Consider the following 22687-nt stretch of genomic DNA (forward strand, 5'->3'; position numbering starts at 1 on the left):
CTACCGCCGGTGGACTGGCTGCCGTCGCCTGCCGCGCTACCGCCCGGCAATCCGGCTTCGCTGACGCTGAACTGACCACCTTCGGCATCGGGCGAATCGTCCGGCACGCTGACGGTCGGCGTGGAGTCCGCCGCCACGGTGACGGTGAACACCGCGTCACTGGTATCACCATCGGCATCACGGATGGTGTAGTCGATGACCGCATCGCCCTCAAAGCCCCCCGCCGGGGTGAAGGTCACCTCACCGGTGTCGCTGTCGAAGGTCACACTGCCCTGGCTCGGATTGCGCAGGCTCGCGCCGGTAACACTGGCACCGTCCACGCCCTGGGTGTCATTCGCCAGGACGTTGTAGGTGACGGGGGTGTCTTCGCCGGTGTTGGTGGCGTCGTCCACGGCCTTCGGCACATCGTCGTTGACGTCGATGGTCAGGCTGGTCGAGGCCTCGTCACCGTCTCTGTCGGTGACGACGATGGCAAACAGGTCTGCCAGGTCGTCGCTGCCGCTGCCCTGGCTGGTGTGGTCCTGGGTGCTGCCATCCAGGGTGTAGCTCCAGCTGTACTCCCCAGCGTCAGACACACTGACGCTCAGGGTGCCGTAGTCGGCTTCCACCGTGCCGCCGCCCGTCACGTTCTGGCCGTTGATCACCAGTGAGGCCAAACTGTCGCCGCCGGTGGTGATCGGCAGACTACCGCCAGTGGTCTGGCTGCCGTCGCCTGCCGCGCTTCCGCCCGGGAGGCCCGCCTCGCTGACGCTGAACTGACCACCTTCGGCATTGGGCGAATCGTCCGGCACGCTGACGGTGGGCGTGGAGTCCGCCGCCACGGAGACGGTGAACACCGCGTCGCTGGTATCGCCATCGGCATCGGTGATGGTGTAGTCGATGACCGCATCGCCCTCGAAGCCCGCCGCCGGGGTGAAGGTCACCTCACCGGTCTCGCTGTCGAAGGACACACTACCCTGACCGGGATCACGCAGGGTGGCGCCGGTTACACTGGCGCCATCAGCGCCCTGCACATCGCTGGTACCGTCTGTATTGAGCAGCACATTGTAGGTAACCGCTGTGTCTTCACCGGTCGCGGTCGCGTCATCCACCGCCTCGGGCGCATCATCGAGAATCGCGATATCCAGGGAACCACTGGTGGTACTGCCATCGCTGTCGGTGGCAGTAACCTCGATGCTGTCGATCACACCCTCGTCGGTTGCGCCATCGACGCTGTCATTGTCGACGTTGTCTGTCAGGTCGTAGGTGTAGGCAACGCTACCACCGGTGTCATCGCCGCTATAGCTTGTCAGCGTCAGGCTGCCCAGGGGCGTCTCGATGGTCAGCGGATTGCCGGAAAGACCATTGAGCCGATCCAAACTGATCGGACCGCTGCCACCCACGGTAATGAACGACAGGCCATCGGGAGCGGATACACCGAAGCTGCCACTTGCTGACGTCGCGGCGGTGCCTCGAGCACTACCGCCAGCAAGCCCCGCCTCACTGACCGTCTGCTCGGCAGAGGAAAAGCCGATATCGGCGCTGCCTGGTGCTGCTCCCGCAGGGCCATCGAGCCCGGTCAGGGTGACGGACTCATCCTCATCGACCGCGGTCCCGCCATCCTGCTCCTGCACGTCGTAGGCTTCGCGCTGATAGCCGTACTCGAACGACAGCGGCGACACTTCCTCGACGATACGCAAAAGACGCACGAAATCGTGCCCGCCTTCGACGCCGCCCCCCCCGGCAGCGCCAGCGGCAGGAGCTTCCAACGCCTCGAGCAGATCCCCTTCGCCCTCTTCGAGCAGTGCCAGGACCCTCGCGACCTCGGCGTCCTCTATCACCTCGTCATCGGCCGACCCTTGCGCGTTGATCGCCTCGCTAATCGCCACCTCGACCTCGCCTCCGAGCTGTGCCAGGTGGGTTCCATCAGGTTGAACGAGGATCACACGAGCGCCGGTTTCTGTGATCACCACCTCGCCCTCACTCAGGCGGTCGCCTTCGGTCAAGGGCCTCAGATTACCTTCAGCATCTCTGGCCCAGGCTTGACCGGTAACTTGAACGGCGATGGCGATGATCATAGGGGGCGTCTCTCTTTATTTGGGGTGACAGACCTAGGCCTTGTGAACAAAGGGATGACAAACCTAGTCCGACAGCAACAAAACTGTGCTTATGCGCACATTACATGCATGGGGTATAGGTCAATACTGTACTAGAGGACAATGACCTACCTCTAATCTAATAGCCATGCTTTCCGAGGTCTCTTGCTTACCCCTTTGATGCTTCACGTCATTCCTTGTCGAGCCCTCCTCCCATACTGAGCCGCCTCCCCTGGCATTCCCCTGGCCCGCACCGCGGCGCGGCCCAGACGCCAGATACGAAAACGGCGCGCCCTTTCGGGCGCGCCGTTTTCGTGGTCAAGACACCCTGAGCCAAATCATCAGGGCTAGCAAAAGCAGTTTAGGGTCTAGAACATCTCATCCAAGCATGAGATCCGCGTACCAGAACGCGGCTTCAGGTCACCACGTCAGGTCATCGCTTCAGGCCTGTCAGTCCTGGCGCATCTTCCAGCCCAGGGTTTCACCGGCACGCAGCGGCACCAGCGTCTTGCCGTCGCCAAACGGCAGTTCTGCCGGCACCTGCCACTCGACCTTGTCCAGGGTGATCGAGTCGCTGTTGCGCGGCAGACCATAGAAGTCAGGGCCGTGGTGACTGGCGAACCCTTCCAGCCGATCCAGCGCGCCGGCCTGTTCAAAGGCGGTGGCGTACAGCTCGATGGCCGTCAGCGCGGTATAGGCACCGGCGCAGCCACAGTCACTTTCCTTGTCGTGACGGGCATGGGGCGCGCTATCGGTGCCAAGGAAGAAGCTCGCATCGCCCGAGGTCGCCGCCTCGATCAGCGCCTCGCGATGACGCTCGCGCTTGAGGATCGGCAGGCAGTAGTAGTGCGGGCGAATCCCGCCCACCAGCATGTGGTTGCGGTTGTAGAGCAGGTGATGCGCGGTGATTGTCGCGCCGATATTCGACGGTGCCTCGGCCACGAAGCGCGCCGCGTCGGCTGTGGTAATGTGCTCGAACACCACCTTGAGTTCAGGATGACGGGACAGCAGCGGCTTCATGACCCGCTCGATGAACACCGCCTCGCGATCGAAGATGTCGATCTCGTGATCGGTCACCTCGCCATGCACCAGCAACGGCATTCCCAGCCGTGCCATGGTGGCCACCGCTTCATCGCAGTGACGCAGATCGGTCACGCCGGAGTCGGAGTTGGTGGTGGCCCCGGCCGGATACAGCTTGACCGCCTGCACCTTGCCGCTGCCCCAGGCCGTCTCGATGTCTTCCGACGTGGTGCGATCGGTAAGATAGAGGGTCATCAGCGGTTCGAACTGGCTTTCCGCAGGCAAGGCAGCCAAGATGCGTTGGCGGTAGTCCAGTGCCTGGTCCAGATTGGTCACCGGCGGCTTGAGGTTCGGCATGATGATCGCACGGCCCATCTGGCGGGCAGTATCGGCCACCACGGAGGCCAAGGCGACGCCGTCGCGCAGGTGAAGGTGCCAGTCGTCGGGCCGGGTCAAGGTAATCGCAGTCACTTGTTATCCTGTCGTCGAGTGATCCATGGGCTGACGCAGTATACCGTAAAGGGCAACGCTTCATGGCCCAAACGGGGTGTGATTTCGCGTATCATTCGAGGGACATGCGCCCGGACCTGATCCGCATCTTAGAGAGGTTGCGGCACGTAACCATCGATGTCTCAGGCGATACGCCGTCAACGAGCCGGCGATTACAGGGGCCTCCGGCCGCGCACAGACTTATGACAGAAACATCCTAGCGAGAGTTACATGCCCAAGGTTCGTCACTACGCCGACCTCGTCGCCACCCTGGCAGGCCTGATGTGGCTGATGCTGTACTGGTCGATCAGCGTGTCGCTCAATATCGGCAGCGCCGAGCCGGCCCTGGCCGCCCTGCTGCTGCTCGGCAGCATGATTCTGGTGAGCTTTGTTCATCGCCCCGTTCGAGTGATGCTGGGCCGCTACCATGTCCGCAAGCGGCGCACGGAGATGTGGATGCACATCCTGGCGCTGCCGCTGAACCTGGCGTTTCTGCTGGCCATCGCCATCGACCATCTGATTGCTCCGATGAGCGGTGCCCAGAAGATGCTGCTGTTCAATGTACTGGCGACCGCCAGTTGGCTGGTGTTCCTGGTGACACTGCTGATCAAGCTGCTGGCACGCGCCCTGGCCGATCGCCGCGCGTCGTCCGGCGCCGAGCCAGCGCTCTCCAACGACAGCTCGAACGCTAGCTCGAACAACACTTCCCACAATAATTCGGACAAGAGCGACGCCACCTCCGGTCTTCCCCGGCGTGACGGCGACGAGGCCTGAGCCTGACCCGACTGGGCCGTGGCAACAACGGGACCGACGAGTGGTCACCGTCTAGCCGGGAGCCCTATCTGCCCCTCCGCCATCGATGCCGCCTGCCCGCCGCTTCCTCACACCTTTCGCCCCTGCTGACTCCACCGCCAAACCGCCCCTTGCAGAGGCGGCAAGGCCCTGGGCAGTCAGCGTGGGCCGGCGCCAACGCACTGCAGCATGGGCCGGCGCCAGCGCGGGATCAGAAGCGGTCCACCCTGAACGGCGCCATGTCGATGTCCGGCTGCTCGCCATCGATCACCTGCGCCAGCAACTTGCCGGTCACCGGGCCCAGGGTGAAGCCCTGATGGCCGTGGCCACACGCCAGCCACAGTCCTGACTGGCCGGGAACGCCACCGATCACCGGCTTCATGTCCGGGGTACAGGGTCTGGCGCCTTTCCACGGGGTGGGCTCGAGACGCTGTCCCAGCGGAAACAGCTTGCGCGCCTGCTGCTCCGCCGCCTCGAGCTGTTCCAGGTGGGCCGGCGCATCGAGGCGCTCGAGCTCGGCGCCCGTGGTCATGCGAATCCCGCTGCTCATGGGCGCCAGCAGATAGCCGACCTCGGCGTCCATCACCCAGTGGGTCAGCCTGGCGTCATTCGACTGGCCATAGTGCATATGGTAGCCACGCTTGACGAACAGCGGGATCGACAAGCCCAGGGCCTTCATCCAGTCCTGTGACCAGGGACCCAACGCCATTACCAGCCCATCTGCCTCCAGGGTGTCGCCCGAGGTGGCGATACGCCAGGTGTCGCCCTGCCGGCGCACATCGGTGACGTCCGCCTGGATAATCTCACCGCCGTCATCGGCAAATGACCTGGCGTAGGCGGCCACCAGATCCCCCGGGCTCGCCACCGTCCACGGATCGAGCCAGTGGATCGCCCCGGCCAGCCCGGCCTCCAGGTCCGGCTCCAGACGCGCCAGCGCCTCGCTGTCGAGGTAGTCGAAGCGGATGCCGAAGCGCTTGGCATCCAACTCGGCCTGGGCCGCTCGCTCGCTCAGCGCCTTGCTGCTGCGATAGACCTCAAGCCAGCCCTGGCGACGTACCAGCGCGTCTGCGCCGGAAGCCTCGATCATCGCCGAATGGGCCTCCAGGCAGCCGCCGATCAGCGAGGCGTACTCCGGCACGATTTGCTCGTAGCGGGCCGGTGCCGAGTTCTGCCAGTACTTGAGCAGCGTCCCGGCGCTGGCGAACATCGCGCCCGGACGATAGCGAATGTCGATCTGACGATTGGGTACCACCCGCAACAAGGTCGCCAGATCGCGCGGGAAGGCATAGGGACGCACCGCCTCGCGCTGGATGATGCCGGCATTGCCGTAGGAGGTCTCGCGCCCGGGCTCGCGGCGGTCGACCAGGGTGACCTGATAGCCGCGGCGCCTCAGATGCCACGCTACCGACACGCCGACCATGCCGGCCCCTACTACTACCATCTTGCGCGACATCACTTCCTCCTTGTCTTATAACGCCTGATAACGCCTCATGACATTTCATCACCTGGCTATACCGCCCTTTGCCAGCAGATATATGGCGATCATGGCACCATTTGCAGAAAAACTTATTGTATCGTCAAGGTCTTCGCTACACACCCTCGGCGCGATTCTGTTCGACGATGCGGGTGCGCACGAAGTCCGAGTGGCTGACGTGCAACAGTTCCGCCAGAGCGCGAATGCGGTGCTCTTCCAGGGCATCCTTCTCGCCGTCGGCAAACGCCAACGCCCACATCTGCTGAACTAACGCCACCCGGTCCTGGTAACCGGTGCGGTCGCGCAACTCACGCACGAAGCGGTGATGATCCACCGCGCCCTCGGCCTCCTCACGCGCCAGCGTCATCAGCTCATCCAGCGCTTCGTCCTCGAGCTCGAACTGGTCCTTGAGCTGGTTGCGCATCAGCCGGATCTCGCTGTCATCCAGGCGATAGTCCGCGCGAATCACCTCACACAGCAGCACCGCAGTGGCCAGCGACAGGTCCACCCTGGACGACGCATCCTCTTGCTGCGCCACATCATTGATCCAACGCTTAAGGGACGCCATCATCGTCATCGTATTTTCCTCGTTATTGCGCTCTTCAGAAGGGCCATAAACCGCGCGTGACGCCTCCCCCTGCTTCGCCCTCGACGTTCATGGGCTCATTCGGAATACCACCATGCCTCATCCGCTGCTGATCGTCTCCCTCGCCGCTCTGATCGGCGCCGTCATCGCCGGTGTCGGGGCGTACAAGGTCCGCGATGTCAACCGCTGGCCGACCACCGAGGCCACCGTCACCCACGCCGAAGTGCGCCTGGCGGAAGCCCAGCGCCACCAGCGCGAACGAGACGACCAGCAAAGACGTTACCTGGCATTGCTGCGCTTCGAAGCCACCATCGACGGTCAGCGTATTCAATCCGACAACGCGGGCTTCGATGGCGTTCCCTCCTTCACCCGTCAGGAGGACGCCGACGCCTACATCGCCGACTACCCAGCAGGCAGCGTGGTGCGCGTGCGCTACTCACCGCGCCAGCCTGAGCTGATGCATCTGGGCAGCGCCTCGCTGCCCTGGGGCCGGATCGGCCTGGCGGGTTTCCTGCTGGTGGCAAGCCTCGGCGCCTTTGCCCTGTTCTCGGTGAAGACCTGAACGCCGCCCGGAGGGTCTGTGCTCAATGAAACCTGAACCGGAACCTAGGCCGGAACCTGAACTCAAGCATGGCTCGCAACTCTCACGCCCACTGACCGTCGCCAGCGCCCCATGCAGCCAGGCGTTGAAACATGGATGTGTAATGCGGACTACAATCGTGCCGACAGCTTGCTACCGCCCCCTCCTGGATTAATGGGTACCCACGATGACGTCCGCAGAATCATGCTCCACCCCTAAGGGCGAGGCCCGGCGCCAGCGGCTGCTGGCCGCTGCCCGTGAAGTATTCCTGGACAAGGGTTACGCCGGCGCCAGCGTTAATGACATCGTGGCCCGCGCGGGCGGCTCGCTAAGCACCCTCTATAAGCTGTTCGGCAACAAGGAGGGGTTGTTCACCGCGGCCATGGAGGCCCAGGCATCCAGCGTCTGGAGCCGACTGGGCCAGGCCGGCGAGCGACCACCGCAAGAGGTGCTGGAGGAGCTTGCCAGAGACCTGATCGACCTGGCGCTGCCAAACGCCAATATCCGACTGATTCGTGGTATCGCCGCCGAGGCCGAGCGCGCCCCGGAGCTGGGGGCACTGTTTCTCGACCACGGCCCGGACCGCACCCGGAGTGAACTGGCCGAGTACCTGCGCGACCAGCATGCCCGTGGCAAGCTGGTGGTAAAGGACCCGCGCACCTCGGCCGGCTTGTTTACCGGTATGGTGCTCGGGGAATGGATGCTCGATTCACTGGTCGGGCGAGCACCCTCGCTGACACTGGAGGCCAGGGACCACCGCGCCCGCTACGCGACCGAGCTTTTTCTGGCGGGGCATGCCCCGGCTTGAAGATAGGGCTGACACCTCGCCCCACCCCGCTTCGGGCACCTCTTCTACCGGGCTCCCTACAACACAACCTGCCTAGATGTCAGGCCCGTAGTCAGCCTCTTGAAAGATCCGCCACTCCTCGGCGCGACGACGCTCCAGCCCTGCCATCACCTCGCCGCCGGCGTACTTCCAGGCAAGCCACGCCTGTTCCAGCGTCGCGTAGGGGGTCAGGGTGCGCGGATCGCAGAGCATGGCAACCAGTGAAGAGTTCGAAAATGCCGCCAGCCCGATATTGAAGGCCAGCAACACCAGCGCATCGAACTGGTGCTGATGAAGCCCTCGCACGCCCACCCAGGGTCGACAGGTTTCGAGGCGATCGAGCACCCCAACCTCCACCTGCTGCAGGTCCTGGCGCAACAAGGCCTCCGCCCAGTGCTTGTCGATGCCATTGGCAAACCGCGGCCATTGCTGCCGAGTGATCAGATGCCCCACGCCGATCGTGGCCCCCTTCTGCCAGTGGTGGATCGGCGCTCCGCTCAGGTCGAGATAAGGCATCAGCCGGCAGCCCTCGGCGTTGATCAGCCATCGCCGCCCTCTCGGACTCAGGCGACCGGGCGGCGGCCTGACCTCTGCGTCGATGGCATCATAGAGCGAAATCGCTTTCGGCCCTGCACGCCACCCCCCTCCGACTGCGGGATGATCTTCTGGGTCATCCATGCTGCCCGCTTGTGTTGCCATGCCACCCTCTCTGCCAGTTGTCGCGGCTGCTGCATGAAAGCTCGACGTTCGTGAGACCGCTCGTGCAGCACCCGCCGCCCCATTTCATGGAGCAACGACTTTCAGAGTGGCAGCCCGCTGACGGTAAAACCCCGACCCAGGACAACAGAAACCCAGTCGTACGGCGGTCGCGCACGAAAGTGCTCGACCCGGTCAACCTTGACGGGTCGAGCTTTAGGCGAGCAACGTGGCGGGCCGGGCTTTCGGCCTGAGCTTTCGGGCTGAGCTTTGGAAGTGAGCTTTCGGGCAGAGCTTGCGCAGCGGATTCAAAGGCCCGGCCAGGACTGGCCGGACCATGGGTGTCACTGCGGACAGGTATCAGAAGCGACCTGGCCGTCGGCCCAGCGCCCCCAGCGATACAGAAACAGCGCGTAGGCCTTGAGGGTGTGCTGGATAGAGGCAATCTCGACCCGCTCATCGATGCCATGGATGCGTTCGGCCACGGGCCCGTAGCAGGTCCCGGCGATGCCGTGTCGATTGAGTGCGCGCAGATCCGTGGTGCAGGTCAACGCCACCGAGGGCAGCTCCTCACCGGTCAGGGTACGATGGCAATCGGCCAGCAGGGCGACTCCGGGGCTGTCGGTATCGACGTGGTGACCCTCGGAGCGGAAACCGTGGAACTCGACGTCCAGTCCGGAGATGCCTGGGCCCAGGGAAGCGCTGGCCGCCTCGACGCAGCGACGCACCTTTTCCATGATGTCTTCCACCTGGACTTCAGGCGCGAAACCGATGCGCCCTTCCAGGGTCGCCCGGGACGGCACGCTGGACGCCCAGTTGCCCCCTTCGATCTTGCCGATGTTCAGGTTGAACGGGTGCTCGATCTCGTCATAGGGCGGCTCGCGTCCGGCATTCAGCTCCGCCTCCAGAGCCTTGAGCGGCGCCACCACCGACTGGATCGCCTCGATGGCATTGGCCCCGGCGGCGGTATCCAGCACGTGGGCCGGCACCCCGTCCAGCGACACCTTGAACCACAGGGTGCCGATCTGGGCGGTGGTCAGGGTCGCACCGAAGGGTTCGGGAATCAGCGCAAAGTCGCCACGCTCGTCACGGGCCAGACAGGCCAGCGCCCCATGGCCTGTGCATTCTTCCTCGATCACCGTCTGCAGGGTCAACGGATAGTCGATCTCGAGCCCTGCCCGCTTCATCGCCGCCACCGCCGTCACCATGGCGGCGATGCCGGCCTTCATGTCGCCGGCGCCGCGCCCGTAAAGCCAGCCGTCCTCCTGCCAGGCCTCCCAGGGTGGACGAGTCCACATCGACAGCGGCTCCGCCGGCACCACGTCCAGGTGGCCGTTGAAGATCAGGTGCGGCCTGGACGAGGTACCGTTGATCACCGAGATCAGGTTGTGGCGGTCGACCGCCCTCGCCACCGGTGCCTGCTCGGCATCTGCGCCTTTCTCGGGCAGTGGGACGCGCTCGACAGGCAGCCCCATGTCCAGCAGATGGCTTTCCATCACCTCAAGCACCCCTGCCTCCGCCCCCAGTACGCTGTACTCGCGCACCAGGGCGCTGGTCAGGGCAAGGGTCTCCGGCATCAAGTCGTCGCAGGCATCGAGCAACCGCCGTTCGTTGGCGTCCAGGGCATCGGTGGATAGTTGTGGTGTCGTCATTGACGGCAAATTCCGCATGTTAAATGTGTTTTACGCGTACTAGTTATGCACCTTCGAGCACCTGCAGCACAAGCCCGCCTCACTCGAGACAGGCTTCCGTCGCGGCCCTGGCCCCAGCGTTCGACCAGGACGCCAGTCACTACTTCGCTCACTCGTTCAGCCACGCGACACCCCGGCGTGCTCGGCCAGTCGCTCGATCACCGAGTCCCTGGCCACGCCAATATGGTAGTCCACCTCGTCCCGGCAGCGCTGAGGATCACCGCTCTTCAGTGCCTCCAGCAGCCGCCAGTGGGAGGCAGCGATGCTTTCGGGGGTCTCGTGGGTACGGGTGATCAGGGTGATGCACAGCCGCAGCTCGAAGCTCAGATCGTCGAAGGCACGGGCCAGCCGGGCGTTGTCGGCCAGCTCGAACACCAGGCGATGAAAGGCCAGGTCCTCCTCGATCTTGAGCCCTTCGTCATCGCCTGCGGCGACCTCGCACAGACGACTGATCTGGCGATGCAGCCGCTGTTCGGTATCCGCGTCGAAGCGCGTCATCACGCGCTCGAAGGCGTGGCGCTCCAGACCGATGCGCAGATCAAAGACGTCGCTCAGCTCGGCCACATCCAGGGTGCGCACGAAGAACCCGCGCCGCGGGCGCGATACCAGCAGTCCACGGCTCTCCATCAGCCTGGCGGCCTCGCGCACCGGGGCCCGGCTAATGCCGAGCTCCGCCGCCAGCCCGGCCTCCGACAACCGCTCGCCCGGTGCGAAGCGCGAGGCCAGGATCGCCTCGGTCAAGTAGTCGACGACCTGGTCCACCAGGTTGCGCTGAACCACGAAGGGCGCGGCTGAAGGGTCCCGTGGATTGGCCATGCTCGACTCCCGTAGTTGGCCTGAAGGGTCATACCCCAGTATGACCGCAACCAGCGTCGAACAACAGTCGATTGCCGACTGTCGACAGTTTGTGCCGAGGCTGCTAGGTTCTAAAGGGCTTACGGAAATCCCCAACAACAACAGTCCCGGAGCTGGCCTCAGCGACGCGGATGCCCGGCAACAGCGCACTCCCAGTGCGTCCTGCCCCAGGCGTCACGTACCTCTGGCAACACCTCCGGGCCACCAAGGTGCCCTGATATGACCCCGACCTCCCGTCACCCCCACCACGCCTCTCCGCAGTCTTCTTCTCTTCAGCCTTGCTCGCGGCTGTCCGCCACTCCCCGGGCGAGCTCGACCCAGGCACGCGCCTCTCGCTTCAACGCCTCCCTGCTGACGCTGGGCCTGGCTGCCCTGCTGCCGCTGGCGGCCACCCAGGCAATGGCCCAGGACGACAGCCAGGACGCCCAGCAAGAGGCCACCCAGGAACCCCAGCGTGGCGGTGTCATCGACACCATCATCCAGCCGGAACCGCCGGGCCTGGTGCTGGGCATGATCCAGAACGCCCCCACCCGCACGGTGGCCGGCAACATCTATGAGGGCCTGCTGCGTTACTCCACCGACATGGAGCCGATGCCGCAACTGGCCAAGAGCTGGGAGATCAGCGAAGACGGCCTGACCTACACCTTCCACCTTCAGGAAAACGCCAAGTGGCATGACGGCGAGGCCTTCACCGCCGAAGACGTGGTGTTCTCCGCCGACGTCTTCCACCGCGACTTGAACCCCAGCGCCCGAGCGGTGCTCGAGCACGTCGAGAGCATCGAGGCGACCGACGACCACACCGTGGTGTTCACCCTGAAGAAGCCCTTCGGCCCCTTCCTGATCTCGTTCGAGGCCGGCACCTTCACCATGGTGCCCGAGCACATCTACGCCGGCACCGACTTCCGCAACAACGAAGCCAACAACCATCCCATCGGCACCGGCCCCTTCCAGTTCGACAGCTGGGACCGCGGCACCGTGATCAAGCTGACCCGCTTCGACGACTACTACGAGGAAGGACTGCCCTACCTCGATGGCATCAACTGGCACGTCATCCCGGACGGCGCCTCCCGCGCGGTGGCCTACGAGAACGGCACCGTCGACGTGCTGCCCTACGGCACCGTCGAGAACTTCGACGTCCCCCGGCTGACCGCCATGGACAACACCTGCGTGACCGAGAAGGGCCACGAGTACTTCAGCCCCTTCGCCATGCTGTGGATGAACAATCGTGAGGGACCGACCGCCGACAAGCGCTTCCGCCAGGCGGTGATGTACGCCATGGATCGCGAATTCGCCCGCGACGTGCTGTGGAATGGCATGGGCCAGGTCCCGTCAGGGCCGTTTGGCTCCAACGCCAAGTTCAATGACGCGGACCTCGAGGGTTACAGCTACGACCCGGACAAGGCCGAGGAACTGCTCGACGAGATGGGTTACGACGGCGAGGAGGTCACCCTGCTGCCGCTGCCCTACGGCGAGACCTGGAATCGCTGGGCCGAGGCGGTGCAGCAGAACCTCAAGGAGGTGGGCATCAACGTGCGCACCGAGGCCACCGACGTGGGCGGCTGGAACCAGCGCCTGGGCGAGCGTGACTACGACCTGGCCTTCACCTACCTGTACCAGTACGGCGACCCGGCGCTTGGCATCTCGCGGACCTACCTGTCCACCAACACCGAGAAGGGCTCGCCCTGGAACAACGTCGAGGGCTACCAGAACCCCGAGGTGGATGAGCTGTTCAACGCCGCCGCCACTGCCTATCCGGACAGCGAGCGCGAGCGTCTTTACCACGAGGTGCAGCAGATCCTGCTCGAGGACGCACCGCTCGGTTGGTTGCTGGAGCTCGGCTTCCCGACCATCTACCGCTGCAACGTCAACAATCTGGTGACCTCGGCGGTAGGCGTCAACGACGGCTTCAAGGACGCTTGGATCGCCGACTGAGCCAAAAAAGGCGACATGTGCGCGGCCCATCACGGGCCGCGCCAGCCCTGATTTCGCTGCTGCCATCACCACAGGCTTACTGCCCGGGACCTCACCATGCTCTACGCCCGCCTGATCATTTCACGACTGTTGAAGGCCGCCATCGTGCTGCTGCTGATCGTCGTGTTCAATTTCGTGCTGATCCAGCTCGCCCCCGGCGACCCGGCGGCCATCCTGGCCGGGGAAGCCGGCGCCGCCGACGAAGCCTTCATCGCTCAGCTGCGCGAGCAGTTCGGGCTGGACCAGCCCATGTATGTCCAGCTGTGGCACTACGTGTCCGGCATTCTGACCCTGGACTTCGGCTACTCCTACCGCCAGCAGATGCCGGTGCTGGACCTGATCCTCGACCGCCTGCCCGCCACCCTGCTGCTGACCGGTACCGCCTTCGTGCTGTCGCTGGCACTCGGCATCCTCGCCGGCTCCATGGCCGCGATGCGCGTCAAGAAGGCCTCGGGCTCGCTGATCATGGCGCTGGCTCTGCTGTTCTACGCCACACCGCTGTTCTGGGTGGCGCTGATGGCGGTGGTGCTGTTCTCGGTGTACCTGGACTGGCTGCCCGCCTACGGCATGTTCACCGTCGGCGCCAACCTGGAAGGCCTGGCCTACGCCCTGGACGTCGCCAAGCATCTGGTGCTGCCGGCCACCACCCTGGGCCTGTTCTTCATGGCCATCTATACGCGCATGACCCGCGCCTCGATGCTCGACGCCGCCCAGCAGGACTTCGTCAAGACCGCCAAGGCCAAGGGCCTGGCGCCCAGGGTCATCCAGCGCCGCCATATCCTGCGCAACGCCCTGTTGCCGATCATCACCCTGGCGGGGCTGCAGGCCGGCCAGATGGTCGGCGGCGCCATCCTCACCGAGACGGTGTTCGCCTGGCCGGGCATCGGCCGGCTGATGTACGAGGCGCTGATGCAGCGTGACTACAACCTGCTGCTCGGCATCTTCTTTTTCTCCGCCGCCCTGGTGATCCTGTTCAACATCGCCACCGACCTGGTCTATCGACTGGCCGATCCACGCATCAAGGGGGCCGCCGCATGAGTTTCTTTGCCCGTTTCGCCCAGAACCGAGGCGCCCTGGTGGGACTGATCATCCTGTGGGCGATCATCCTGATGGCCGTGCTGGCCCCGGTGCTGTTCCCCGAATCCCCCTGGCGCATGGTGCAGCGCCCCTTCCTGCCGCCACTAGCCCAGGACGGCTTCTGGCTCGGCACCGACACCATGGGTCGCAACGTCGCCGCCGGACTGATGCACGGCGCCTGGGTATCGCTGCTGATCGGCCTGGTGTCCACCGCCGTGGCGCTGGCCATCGGCGTGCCGCTGGGCGCCATCGCCGGCTACTACGGCGGCCTGGTGGACGACGCCCTGATGCGCTTCACCGAGTTCTTCCAGACCATCCCCAACTTCGCCCTGGCCATCGTGCTGGTGGCGATCATGCAGCCCAGCGTGACCTCCATCGTGCTGGCCATCGCCATCGTCAGCTGGCCGCCGGTGGCCCGCCTGGTGCGCGCCGAGTTCATGTCGCTGCGCCATCGCGAGTACGTCGAGGCGGCGCGCCTGGTCGGCCAGACCAACACCCAGATCATCCTGCGCCAGATCCTGCCCAACACCCTGTCGCCGATCATCGTGCTGGCCTCGCTGATGGTGGCCACCGCCATCCTGCTGGAGTCGGCGCTGTCGTTTCTCGGCCTCGGTGACCCCAACGTGATGTCCTGGGGCTACATGATCGGCGCTGCGCGCACCGTGATTCGCCAGGCCTGGTGGCTGTCGTTCTTCCCCGGCCTTGCGATCCTGTTGACCGTGCTGGCGCTGAACCTGGTCGGCGAAGGGCTCGATGACGCCCTCAACCCCAAACTCGCCCGGGAGCGCTGAGCCATGAATACCTTTGACAACAGCACCACCGGCACCAGCGCTTCCACTGCACCGCGCAGCGAACCGGTGAAGGTGCCGAAGGGCGCCACCGCCGGCGATCCCTGCGGCGATCCAGCCCCGGAACCGATCCTGCGCATCGAGGGCCTGAGCGTCGCGCTGCCCGCCGGCGCCGACCGCGAGTACGCCGTGGAAGAGCTGTCCTACGAAGTCAGCCCCGGCGAGATCCTGTGCGTGGTGGGCGAATCCGGCTCCGGCAAGTCCATGGCCGCCAACACCGTCATGGGCCTTCTGCCCAAGGGCGTACGCCCGGTGGCCGGGCGGGTGATGTTCGAGGGCGAGGACGTGCTGACCCTCGACGAGAAGCGCCACCGGGCGCTGCGCGGCAAGAAGATCGGCATGATCTTCCAGGAGCCGATGACCGCCCTCAACCCACTGATGCGCATCGGCGACCAGATCGCCGAAGTGTTCGAGGCCCATGGCGAGCTCAAGGGCGCCGAGCGTCAGGCCCGGGCGCTGGAGCTGCTCAAGGAAGTCCGCCTGCCCCAGCCCGAACGGGCCATTCGCGCCTACCCCTTCGAGCTTTCCGGCGGCCAGCGCCAGCGGGTGATGATCGCCATGGCGCTGGCGCTGGAACCGAAGCTGCTGATCGCCGATGAGCCCACCACCGCGCTGGACGTCACCACCCAGGCACAGATCCTCGAGCTGATCGCCGACCTGCAACGTCGCCACCATATGGCGGTGATGTTCATCACCCACGACTTCGGCGTGGTCGCCGAGATCGCCAACCGAGTGTGCGTGATGCGCCACGGTCGGATCGTCGAGATCGGCCGCCGCGACGAAGTGCTCGACAACCCCCGTCACGACTATACCCGGGCGCTGATCGAGGCCATCCCCAGCGACGCCGCGCCGCCCGAGCGCGAGCCGATGGCGCCGACGCCGATCCTCGAGGTACGCGACCTGAATCGGGTATTCCGTTCCCGCGGCGGGCTGTTCAAGCCCTCCCGTGAGGTACGCGCCCTGGACGAGGTCAGCTTCACCCTGTCACGCGGCGAGACCATCGGCATCGTCGGCGAGTCGGGCTCCGGCAAGTCGACCCTGGGGCGCTGCGTCGTGCGCCTGGAGCGTCCCGACAGCGGCGAGATCCTGCTGGGTGGCGAAGACCTGTCCGCGCTCAAGGGTGACGCCCTGCGGCGCCAGCGCCACCGGGTGCAGATGGTGTTCCAGGACCCTTACGCCTCGCTCAACCCACGCACCCGGGTGGGCATGGCCATCGCCCAGGGTCCCATCGCCAACGGCGTGCCCCGCGAAAAGGCCCTGGCCAAGGCCGACGAGCTGCTCGAGCTGGTGGGACTTGGCGGCAGCGCCGACCGCTTCCCTCATGAGTTCTCCGGCGGTCAGCGCCAGCGCATCGGCATCGCCCGCGCCCTGGCACTGGACCCGGAGCTGATCGTCGCCGATGAAGCGGTGTCGGCGCTGGACGTATCGATCCAGGCCCAGGTGCTCGAGCTGCTCGAGGATCTGAAGCAGCGCTTCTCGCTGTCGCTTCTGTTCATCACCCACGACCTGCGGGTCGCCGCCCAGATCTGCGATCGCATCATCGTCATGCAGAAGGGCCGCATCGTCGAACAGGGCAGCGCCCAGGAGGTCTTCACCCGACCTCAGGCGGAATACACCCGCGAACTGCTCGCCGCCATTCCCGGCCGCGACAAGACCACCGATAACAAGACCAGCAAAGAGGAGACCACCCACTGATGGCCGTTACCTCCCAACAACTCTCGCCTTCGCTTGCCACGCTGATCGAGACACTGCGCGAGCGCCTGGGCACCGCCCAGGTGCTGACCGGCGACGACGTGGCAAGCCGCCAGGTGGACTGGCTGAGCGGGGCGCCCTGTCGCGCCGCGGCCATCGTGCGGCCCGGCACCCCCGAGCAGGTAGCAGAGGTGCTCGCCCTGTGCCACCAGGCCCGCCAGCCGATCGTCACCCACGGCGGCCTGACCGGGCTGGTCCACGGCGCCGAGGCGGCCCCGGACGAGCTCGCGCTGTCACTCGAGCGTCTTGCCGCCATCGAGGAGATCGACCCTGTCGCCGGCACCATCACCGTGCAGGCCGGCGCACCGCTGCAGAAGGTCCAGGAGGCCGCCCGCGAGGTCGGCATGCAGTTCGCGCTCGACCTGGGCGCCCGTGGCAGCTGCAGCATCGGTGGCAATATCGCCACCAACGCCGGCGGCAACCGGGTGATCCGCTACGGCATGATGCGCCAGCAGGTGCTGGGGCTCGAGGCGGTGCTGGCCGATGGCCAGGTGATCAGCGCCATGAGCCCGATGCTCAAGAACAACGCCGGCTACGACCTCAAGCAGCTGTTCATCGGCAGCGAAGGCACCCTGGGCGTGGTCACCCGGGCGGTGCTCAAGCTGCAGCCGGCGCTTGGCGACACCCGCACCGCACTGGTCGCCTGCCCCGACTTCACCTCAATGACATCCCTGCTGGCGCACCTGCGTGACAGCCTTGGCGGAAGCCTCGCCGCCTTCGAGGCCATGTGGCAGAACCACTTCGCCCTGATCACCGAACAAGAACGTCATCAGCCGCCGCTGGACACCGACGCGCCCTACTACGCCCTGGTCGAGTCCCTGGCCAACGACGAGGACCACCACCGCCAGCAGTTCGAGGCGGCACTCGAAGCTTCCGTCGAACAGGGCTGGGTGGTCGACGCCGTGATCGCCCAGTCGGAAAGCCAGCGCGACAAGCTCTGGGCGATTCGCGATGATATCGAAGGACTGGTGGAGGCGCTCTCGCCGATCATGGCCTTCGACGTCAGCCTGCCGATCGGCGAGATGCAGGACTATGTCGCCGAGGTCCAGGCACGCCTCGAGGCCCGCTGGCCACAGGTGCGCCTGGCGGTGTTCGGCCATCTGGGCGACGGCAACCTGCACCTGACGGTGGGTGTGGGCAGCGATGATCCGGACACCCGCCACGAGGTCGAGGCCTGCCTCTACGAGCCGCTGGCCCGGGTCAAGGGATCGATCTCCGCCGAGCACGGCATCGGCCTGGAAAAGCGCGACTGGCTGTCGATCTCGCGAAGCCCCGAGGAACTCGCGCTGATGGCGACGCTCAAGCGCACCCTCGACCCCCATGGCCTGCTCAACCGCCACAAGGTGGTGCCCTGGACCGCGCCGCTGACCTGATCTGACCTGACCTGACCTATTGACATAAGCCGCTGTCGTAGCGCGCTCGGACCACCCTCTGACACGCCTCCGCCCCCTTCAAGCCAACCCCACAGGACATCCTATGGCATCCGATACCCCCACCTTCGCCGACCACCTCTACTCCCCGGGACCGGACAACCCCTTCCCTGGCATCTGGGTGCTGAAGCGCCGTATCGGCAAGGAGATCCCCCACCGTCTGGGCTCCAACGAAGGCCTCGACATGCCCCATCGCGCCCTGCGCGAGCACTTCGGTGACGCCATGGTCGAGCACGTCTACTGCTACGGTGACTCCGAAGCCCTTGGCGTGCGCGAACGCCTCGTCCGACTGCACGGCTTCGACCTGGACACCCTGCTGGTAGACGCCGGCTGCGACAGCCTGCTGGCGCTGGCCCTTAGGGCCACCGCCCCCGCCGGTACCAGCGTGGTCAGCTCCGCCGGCACCTATCCCACCTTCGGCTACTTCGCCAAGGGCCAGGGCTGCCGTCTGATCGAGGTCGACTACGAGGAGACCGCCGACCACCTCGCGCCGGACATCGACGCCCTGATCGACGCCGCCCACAGCCACCACGCCCGGCTCGTCTACCTGGCCAACCCGGATAACCCCACCGGCTTCGTCCACGACGAGGCTACGGTCGCGCGGCTGCGTGACGCCTTGCCTGATGACTGCTGGCTGTTGCTGGACGAGGCCTACCACGACTTTCGCGACGATGCCGCCAAGCCCAGCTTCACCCGCGCCCTGCCCGGGGTGATTCGCTGTCGCACCCTGTCCAAGGCCCACGGCCTGGCCGGGCTGCGCGTCGGCTACGCCATCGCCGAGCCCGACACCCTGGCGATGCTGATGAAGGTGCGCATCCACTACGCGGTGTCGACCCTGAGCCTGGCCGCCGCCGAGGTGGTGCTGGACCACCAGGACGAGACCGACGCCCACATCCAGGCGGTGCTGGAGCGCCGGGCGCGCCTGGCCGAGCACTTCAAGGCGCTGGGCGCCGACGTACTGGAGAGCGGCACCAACTTTATCGGCATTCGTCTGGCCGACGCCGAGCTTGCCAAACGGGTCAACGCCGACCTGCTGGACGAAGGCAAGTTGATCGCACGCCCGGCCCACCCTGCTCTTGGCCATGTGTTGCGCATCACCGCCGTGGCCGACGCCCTCGAGCCTGGACGGCTTGCCCGCCTGGAGCAGGCGGTGCGCGAGGGGATCTGAGGCCCGCTGCTAGGCTGGAGCGATGAAAAAGTCGATCTTCCGTCTCTCGATGGCAGGCGAAGTTTCAATAGCCGACAGGATATTAACGGCAGGCGAGGTCTCAATAGCAGACAAGATCTTAGTAAAAAGTACCGCCAGGCGACCGAGGCCGCCTGGCGGTAATGCTGGAGTGATCTAAGCGCCGTGGGCCCTGTCGTAGGCCAGCATAGCAAGCGGCTGGCCCGGGCCCTCGACCCGGGCCTTGCCACGGACCCTCAAGGTCGGTGAAACGCCACCGACGTCACCTTGCCCGGTGGACGCCGGCCTTCAGCTGGCGCTCTCCAGTATCGCTTCGTTCAACACCGCCAGGGGGAAGTGGCGACGCAACATGCGATTCTGGAACTCGTCCACGAAGCAGGCGTTGATGATGATGATAAAGCGCTCGAAAGGGGCGCTTGGCTCGCACTGGGTGATCGCATCGACGCTATGGAACAGGCGATCGTCACGCAGGTGCAGCACCTCCCCCGGCGCCAGCGTCACCCGGCCGACTTCCAGCTGGCCGGCCTTGTCCCGATACAGGGTGTTCACCGCCCCACTCACGTTGTCACGGTTGAGCACCACGATGCTCAGGTACTTGCAGCCGTCGGCGTGGATGCCCTGGCCCTGCAACGGATCCACGGTGCCATCACCACGTACACCGGTGATCTGCATCAGGATGGGCACGCCGCGCTCGAGCCCCCATAGCTCCGCCCAGGCCTTGACGAACGCCTTGACGTCCTCGCGCTCGGTAAACTCGGGCAACAGCGGCTCGTAGTAACGCAGCCGATCCGCCATGCTGGCAGCGTCATTGAAGCGTCCCCCCTGGGCCATGGGACACTCGCCCAGGGTTTCGACCTCTCCCTGGTCGTTCAGGTGCAGCCAGGACATGCGCTTCCAGCGGCGATTGACGTAGGGGTCCCGCGGCAGGTCATCAATGAATGACTGCCAGGCGGACAGGTCAATATGCGCCAGGCGCGTCTTGCTCCAAGACTGAGAGGCGACCTCCTCGAGGACAGAGGAATCCCAGTACCCGGATTCAGGAATCCAGTGCTCGACGTTGAGCGTCTCGATGGCGGCAACATGCCGACCTTGTACGACTTTTTGCACTCTTTTCATGCCATTAACCTCGGTTTTGTGCACAAACGTGTGCATTTCATGGATGTTGCATATGCAACACCGAGGATCATGTGGAGCGCCCATACAACGGTCAAACACCGAGCCTAGATACCGTTCGTTGATTAACTTTTTGCTGAAAGAGAGTATTTGCGTCGTTTATTCCGATAATGGAAAAACTCATTCCGGCGTTTGGTACTCGCTGCTAGCGAAAATTTGTACGACACTGCCGATATATGCAGATTCGTTACTTTTGTTCGGCCACACCTATCAGGCACACCTGGCTGGCCCTGCTCAGGACATGACGCCATTGCACATCGGTGACAGATTCCACACGCCACGCTCGACCGCTGCCGATACCGGCGGCAGCGGCGGAGAAAACGCCCTCCCGCTGCCGTCCCTGACGCTCAGCGACTGGCGCTTTCGTGAACTGCTGATGAGCCTTTCACGGGTCGCGGTGCAGGGGTATGACAGGGACAGGCGCGTCATCTACTGGAATAGTGCCAGTCAGGCGCTGTATGGCTACAGCGAGCAGGAAGCCCTGGGCAAGCGTCTGGAACAGCTGTTGATACCCGAGGCCATGGTCGACGCTGTGATCGATGCCCACCAGGCCTGGGTCCACCGCGGCGTGGAGATCCCCGCCGAAGAGCTCGAGCTCAAGCATCGTTCCGGCGCCAGCGTACCGGTCTTCTCCCACCACGTGATGCTGGGCCGGGAGACCGACAATCCGCTGATGTTCTGTATCGACATCGACCTGGCGGGTGAGCGCAAGGCACGTCGTGACCTGGACTACATGACACGCTTCGACCGTCTGACCGGCTTGCCCAATCGCCACGCCTTCGAAATCGAGCTCACGCGGACCCTGGCAGAGTGTCGGCGCCACGACGACAGCCTGCTGATCCTGTTTGTCGACCTCGACCACTTCAACGAGATCAACGACACCCACGGCTACGCCTGCGGAGACAAGGTCATCCGCCAGGCGGCCAATCGCCTGCAGGCCTTCCGTCGCAGCGATGACCTGCTCTGCCGTTTTGGTACCGATGAGTTCGTGCTGGCCCTGCCCCAGGTGGACATGGCCAACGACGCCATACAGGTGGCCGAGCGCCTGCTGGAAAGCCTATCCCGACCGATGCGAGTAGGCGGCCGCCAACTGAGAATCCACGCCTCGATCGGCATCAGCACCTTTCCCGACAATGGCAGCGAGGTGCAGGAACTGGTGGGCAATGCCGACGCCGCCAAGACCCGGGCCAAGCTTACCGGCCGCAACACTTATCAATTCTTCAGCCCCGAAGCTCACGCGGCGATGGTGCGCCAGCACAGCATCGCCGAACGCCTGCAGCGCCTGCTCGACCAGGACGGCGGCGGCGAGCTTGGCCTGGTCTACCAACCCCAGGTGGCTGCCGCCAGCGGCCACATCGACTCCCTAGAGGCGCTGCTACGCTGGACGACCCGGGACGGTGAAGCCATCTCCCCCGCGGAGTTCATCCCGGTAGCCGAGCGCAGCAACCTGATCAAACGCCTGGAGGACTGGGTACTGCACAAGGTGTGCGAGCAGCAGCGCCAATGGCGCGCTGAGGGCAGCCGCCAAGTGCGCGTGGACGTCAACGTCTCCGGGCGTCACGCGGTGATGCCCGGCATGTTCGAGGCCTTCGCCTCCTGCGTCGCGTCCTACGGCCTGGGGCCTCGCGAGATCGGCATCGAGCTCACCGAGAACGTGCTGATCGAGGCCGGCCAGGACGTACTGGACAGCCTGCGCCGACTCTACGACCAGGGTTACAAGATCGCCATCGACGACTTTGGTACCGGCTTCTCATCGATGAGCTACCTCAAGGTGCTGCCGATCACCGCGCTCAAGATCGACCGCACCTTTGTCGCCGAGTGCACACATGACCCCAGGGACAGGGCGATCATGGAAGCCAGCATCTTCCTTGGCCACCGCCTCGGTCTCGAGGTCGTCGCCGAAGGCGTGGAAACCGACGAGCAGCAGGCGCTATTGCAGGAAATGCGCTGCGACCTGCTCCAGGGCTTCTACTACCACCGCCCCATGGATGCCGATCTGGCGGCGAGACTGTTGCGTGCCGACAAGTCAGCACTTTCGCCAACAGGCAAAAGACATCACTAGGCAACCCCCTTCATCTTCTCCTCTTCACGCAAGCCACGTCGTAGCCGTCCTTCAACGCGGGCGCTTGCGCGCTGCAACGGCTTCTGTATCCTCTGCAAAGCACC

General features: G+C 65.0%; 18 protein-coding genes. 10 read left to right on the top strand and 8 right to left on the bottom strand.

What is annotated here, in order from left to right:
• Both RBB39_RS01920 and pyrC read right to left on the bottom strand, forming a co-directional pair.
• The coding region (locus RBB39_RS01920) for a retention module-containing protein (RefSeq protein ID WP_306168679.1) at positions 1–2057 on the bottom strand (2057 nt) is incomplete at its 3' end.
• Between the two features lie 468 nt (positions 2058–2525).
• Entirely contained in the window at positions 2526–3566 is a 1041-nt protein-coding gene (gene pyrC, locus RBB39_RS01925) for a dihydroorotase (RefSeq protein ID WP_306168680.1), read from the bottom strand.
• A 249-nt stretch (positions 3567–3815) separates the two neighbouring features.
• On the opposite strand from pyrC, the gene RBB39_RS01930 reads away from it, so the two are divergent.
• Positions 3816–4358 carry a hypothetical protein gene (locus tag RBB39_RS01930; RefSeq protein WP_371931851.1) on the top strand — a complete coding sequence of 181 codons (543 nt, stop codon included), beginning with the start codon at positions 3816–3818 and terminating at the stop codon, positions 4356–4358.
• A 229-nt stretch (positions 4359–4587) separates the two neighbouring features.
• Here RBB39_RS01930 and RBB39_RS01935 read toward each other — a convergent pair whose 3' ends face one another.
• The gene (locus RBB39_RS01935) at positions 4588–5829 is read right to left on the bottom strand and encodes an FAD-binding oxidoreductase (RefSeq protein WP_306168681.1); all 1242 of its coding nucleotides are present in this window, start codon (positions 5827–5829) and stop codon (positions 4588–4590) included.
• Between the two features lie 136 nt (positions 5830–5965).
• Complete coding sequence (locus RBB39_RS01940) at positions 5966–6427, bottom strand: TerB family tellurite resistance protein (protein ID WP_306168682.1); 462 nt, start codon at positions 6425–6427, stop codon at positions 5966–5968.
• Between the two features lie 103 nt (positions 6428–6530).
• On the opposite strand from RBB39_RS01940, the gene RBB39_RS01945 reads away from it, so the two are divergent.
• Together RBB39_RS01945 and RBB39_RS01950 are read left to right on the top strand one after the other, a co-directional pair.
• A complete protein-coding gene (locus RBB39_RS01945) occupies positions 6531–6998 on the top strand; it encodes a DUF3592 domain-containing protein (RefSeq protein ID WP_306168683.1) in 468 nt (155 codons plus the stop codon).
• A 205-nt stretch (positions 6999–7203) separates the two neighbouring features.
• Entirely contained in the window at positions 7204–7824 is a 621-nt protein-coding gene (locus RBB39_RS01950; protein ID WP_306168684.1) for a TetR/AcrR family transcriptional regulator, read from the top strand.
• Between the two features lie 72 nt (positions 7825–7896).
• On the opposite strand, the gene RBB39_RS01955 is transcribed toward RBB39_RS01950, so the two are convergent.
• The 3 genes from RBB39_RS01955 to RBB39_RS01965 form a co-directional block, all read right to left on the bottom strand.
• Positions 7897–8541 carry a lysozyme gene (locus RBB39_RS01955; protein WP_306168685.1) on the bottom strand — a complete coding sequence of 215 codons (645 nt, stop codon included), beginning with the start codon at positions 8539–8541 and terminating at the stop codon, positions 7897–7899.
• Positions 8542–8882: 341 nt separating this feature from the next.
• The gene (locus tag RBB39_RS01960; protein WP_306168686.1) at positions 8883–10190 is read right to left on the bottom strand and encodes an ArgE/DapE family deacylase; all 1308 of its coding nucleotides are present in this window, start codon (positions 10188–10190) and stop codon (positions 8883–8885) included.
• 156 nt (positions 10191–10346) lie between these two features.
• Positions 10347–11045, bottom strand: coding sequence for a GntR family transcriptional regulator (locus RBB39_RS01965; RefSeq protein WP_306168687.1), 699 nt, complete (start codon positions 11043–11045; stop codon positions 10347–10349).
• 438 nt (positions 11046–11483) lie between these two features.
• Here RBB39_RS01965 and RBB39_RS01970 point away from each other — a divergent pair, with 438 nt between their 5' ends.
• The 6 genes from RBB39_RS01970 to RBB39_RS01995 all read left to right on the top strand — a co-directional run bounded on the left by RBB39_RS01970 (position 11484) and on the right by RBB39_RS01995 (position 19330).
• The gene (locus tag RBB39_RS01970) at positions 11484–13016 is read left to right on the top strand and encodes an ABC transporter substrate-binding protein (RefSeq protein ID WP_306168743.1); all 1533 of its coding nucleotides are present in this window, start codon (positions 11484–11486) and stop codon (positions 13014–13016) included.
• Positions 13017–13112: 96 nt separating this feature from the next.
• Positions 13113–14093, top strand: a complete 981-nt coding sequence (locus tag RBB39_RS01975; protein ID WP_306168688.1) for an ABC transporter permease — start codon at positions 13113–13115, stop codon at positions 14091–14093.
• Positions 14090–14923, top strand: coding sequence for an ABC transporter permease (locus tag RBB39_RS01980; protein ID WP_045993012.1), 834 nt, complete (start codon positions 14090–14092; stop codon positions 14921–14923). The genes RBB39_RS01975 and RBB39_RS01980 overlap by 4 nt, the downstream gene beginning before the upstream one ends.
• Positions 14924–14926: 3 nt before the next feature.
• Positions 14927–16675, top strand: coding sequence for an ABC transporter ATP-binding protein (locus tag RBB39_RS01985; protein WP_306168689.1), 1749 nt, complete (start codon positions 14927–14929; stop codon positions 16673–16675).
• Positions 16675–18105, top strand: coding sequence for an FAD-binding oxidoreductase (locus tag RBB39_RS01990; RefSeq protein ID WP_306168690.1), 1431 nt, complete (start codon positions 16675–16677; stop codon positions 18103–18105). Before RBB39_RS01985 ends, RBB39_RS01990 begins: the two co-directional genes overlap by 1 nt.
• Positions 18106–18208: 103 nt before the next feature.
• Positions 18209–19330 (top strand): aminotransferase class I/II-fold pyridoxal phosphate-dependent enzyme, encoded by a 1122-nt coding sequence (locus RBB39_RS01995; protein ID WP_306168691.1) that lies wholly within the window; start codon positions 18209–18211, stop codon positions 19328–19330.
• A 306-nt stretch (positions 19331–19636) separates the two neighbouring features.
• Here RBB39_RS01995 and RBB39_RS02000 read toward each other — a convergent pair whose 3' ends face one another.
• Positions 19637–20464 carry a 2OG-Fe dioxygenase family protein gene (locus RBB39_RS02000; RefSeq protein ID WP_306168692.1) on the bottom strand — a complete coding sequence of 276 codons (828 nt, stop codon included), beginning with the start codon at positions 20462–20464 and terminating at the stop codon, positions 19637–19639.
• Between the two features lie 298 nt (positions 20465–20762).
• Between RBB39_RS02000 and RBB39_RS02005 the strand changes: the two genes are divergently transcribed.
• Positions 20763–22583, top strand: coding sequence for a bifunctional diguanylate cyclase/phosphodiesterase (locus RBB39_RS02005; protein WP_306168693.1), 1821 nt, complete (start codon positions 20763–20765; stop codon positions 22581–22583).
• Positions 22584–22687 lie beyond the last annotated feature (104 nt).

It is taken from the genome of Halomonas sp. MMSF_3323 (assembly GCF_030733595.1).
Taxonomy (GTDB): domain Bacteria; phylum Pseudomonadota; class Gammaproteobacteria; order Pseudomonadales; family Halomonadaceae; genus Halomonas; species Halomonas litopenaei.

Coding starts and splice junctions, on each gene's coding strand:
- RBB39_RS01930 (WP_371931851.1), top strand. CDS start 3,816: ATGCCCAAGGTTCGTCACTACGCCGACCTCGTCGCCACCCTGGCAGGC.
- RBB39_RS01935 (WP_306168681.1), bottom strand. CDS start 5,829: ATGTCGCGCAAGATGGTAGTAGTAGGGGCCGGCATGGTCGGCGTGTCG.
- RBB39_RS01940 (WP_306168682.1), bottom strand. CDS start 6,427: ATGACGATGATGGCGTCCCTTAAGCGTTGGATCAATGATGTGGCGCAG.
- RBB39_RS01945 (WP_306168683.1), top strand. CDS start 6,531: ATGCCTCATCCGCTGCTGATCGTCTCCCTCGCCGCTCTGATCGGCGCC.
- RBB39_RS01950 (WP_306168684.1), top strand. CDS start 7,204: ATGACGTCCGCAGAATCATGCTCCACCCCTAAGGGCGAGGCCCGGCGC.
- RBB39_RS01955 (WP_306168685.1), bottom strand. CDS start 8,541: ATGGCAACACAAGCGGGCAGCATGGATGACCCAGAAGATCATCCCGCA.
- RBB39_RS01960 (WP_306168686.1), bottom strand. CDS start 10,190: ATGACGACACCACAACTATCCACCGATGCCCTGGACGCCAACGAACGG.
- RBB39_RS01965 (WP_306168687.1), bottom strand. CDS start 11,045: ATGGCCAATCCACGGGACCCTTCAGCCGCGCCCTTCGTGGTTCAGCGC.
- RBB39_RS01970 (WP_306168743.1), top strand. CDS start 11,484: ATGGCCCAGGACGACAGCCAGGACGCCCAGCAAGAGGCCACCCAGGAA.
- RBB39_RS01975 (WP_306168688.1), top strand. CDS start 13,113: ATGCTCTACGCCCGCCTGATCATTTCACGACTGTTGAAGGCCGCCATC.
- RBB39_RS01980 (WP_045993012.1), top strand. CDS start 14,090: ATGAGTTTCTTTGCCCGTTTCGCCCAGAACCGAGGCGCCCTGGTGGGA.
- RBB39_RS01985 (WP_306168689.1), top strand. CDS start 14,927: ATGAATACCTTTGACAACAGCACCACCGGCACCAGCGCTTCCACTGCA.
- RBB39_RS01990 (WP_306168690.1), top strand. CDS start 16,675: ATGGCCGTTACCTCCCAACAACTCTCGCCTTCGCTTGCCACGCTGATC.
- RBB39_RS01995 (WP_306168691.1), top strand. CDS start 18,209: ATGGCATCCGATACCCCCACCTTCGCCGACCACCTCTACTCCCCGGGA.
- RBB39_RS02000 (WP_306168692.1), bottom strand. CDS start 20,464: ATGAAAAGAGTGCAAAAAGTCGTACAAGGTCGGCATGTTGCCGCCATC.
- RBB39_RS02005 (WP_306168693.1), top strand. CDS start 20,763: ATGACGCCATTGCACATCGGTGACAGATTCCACACGCCACGCTCGACC.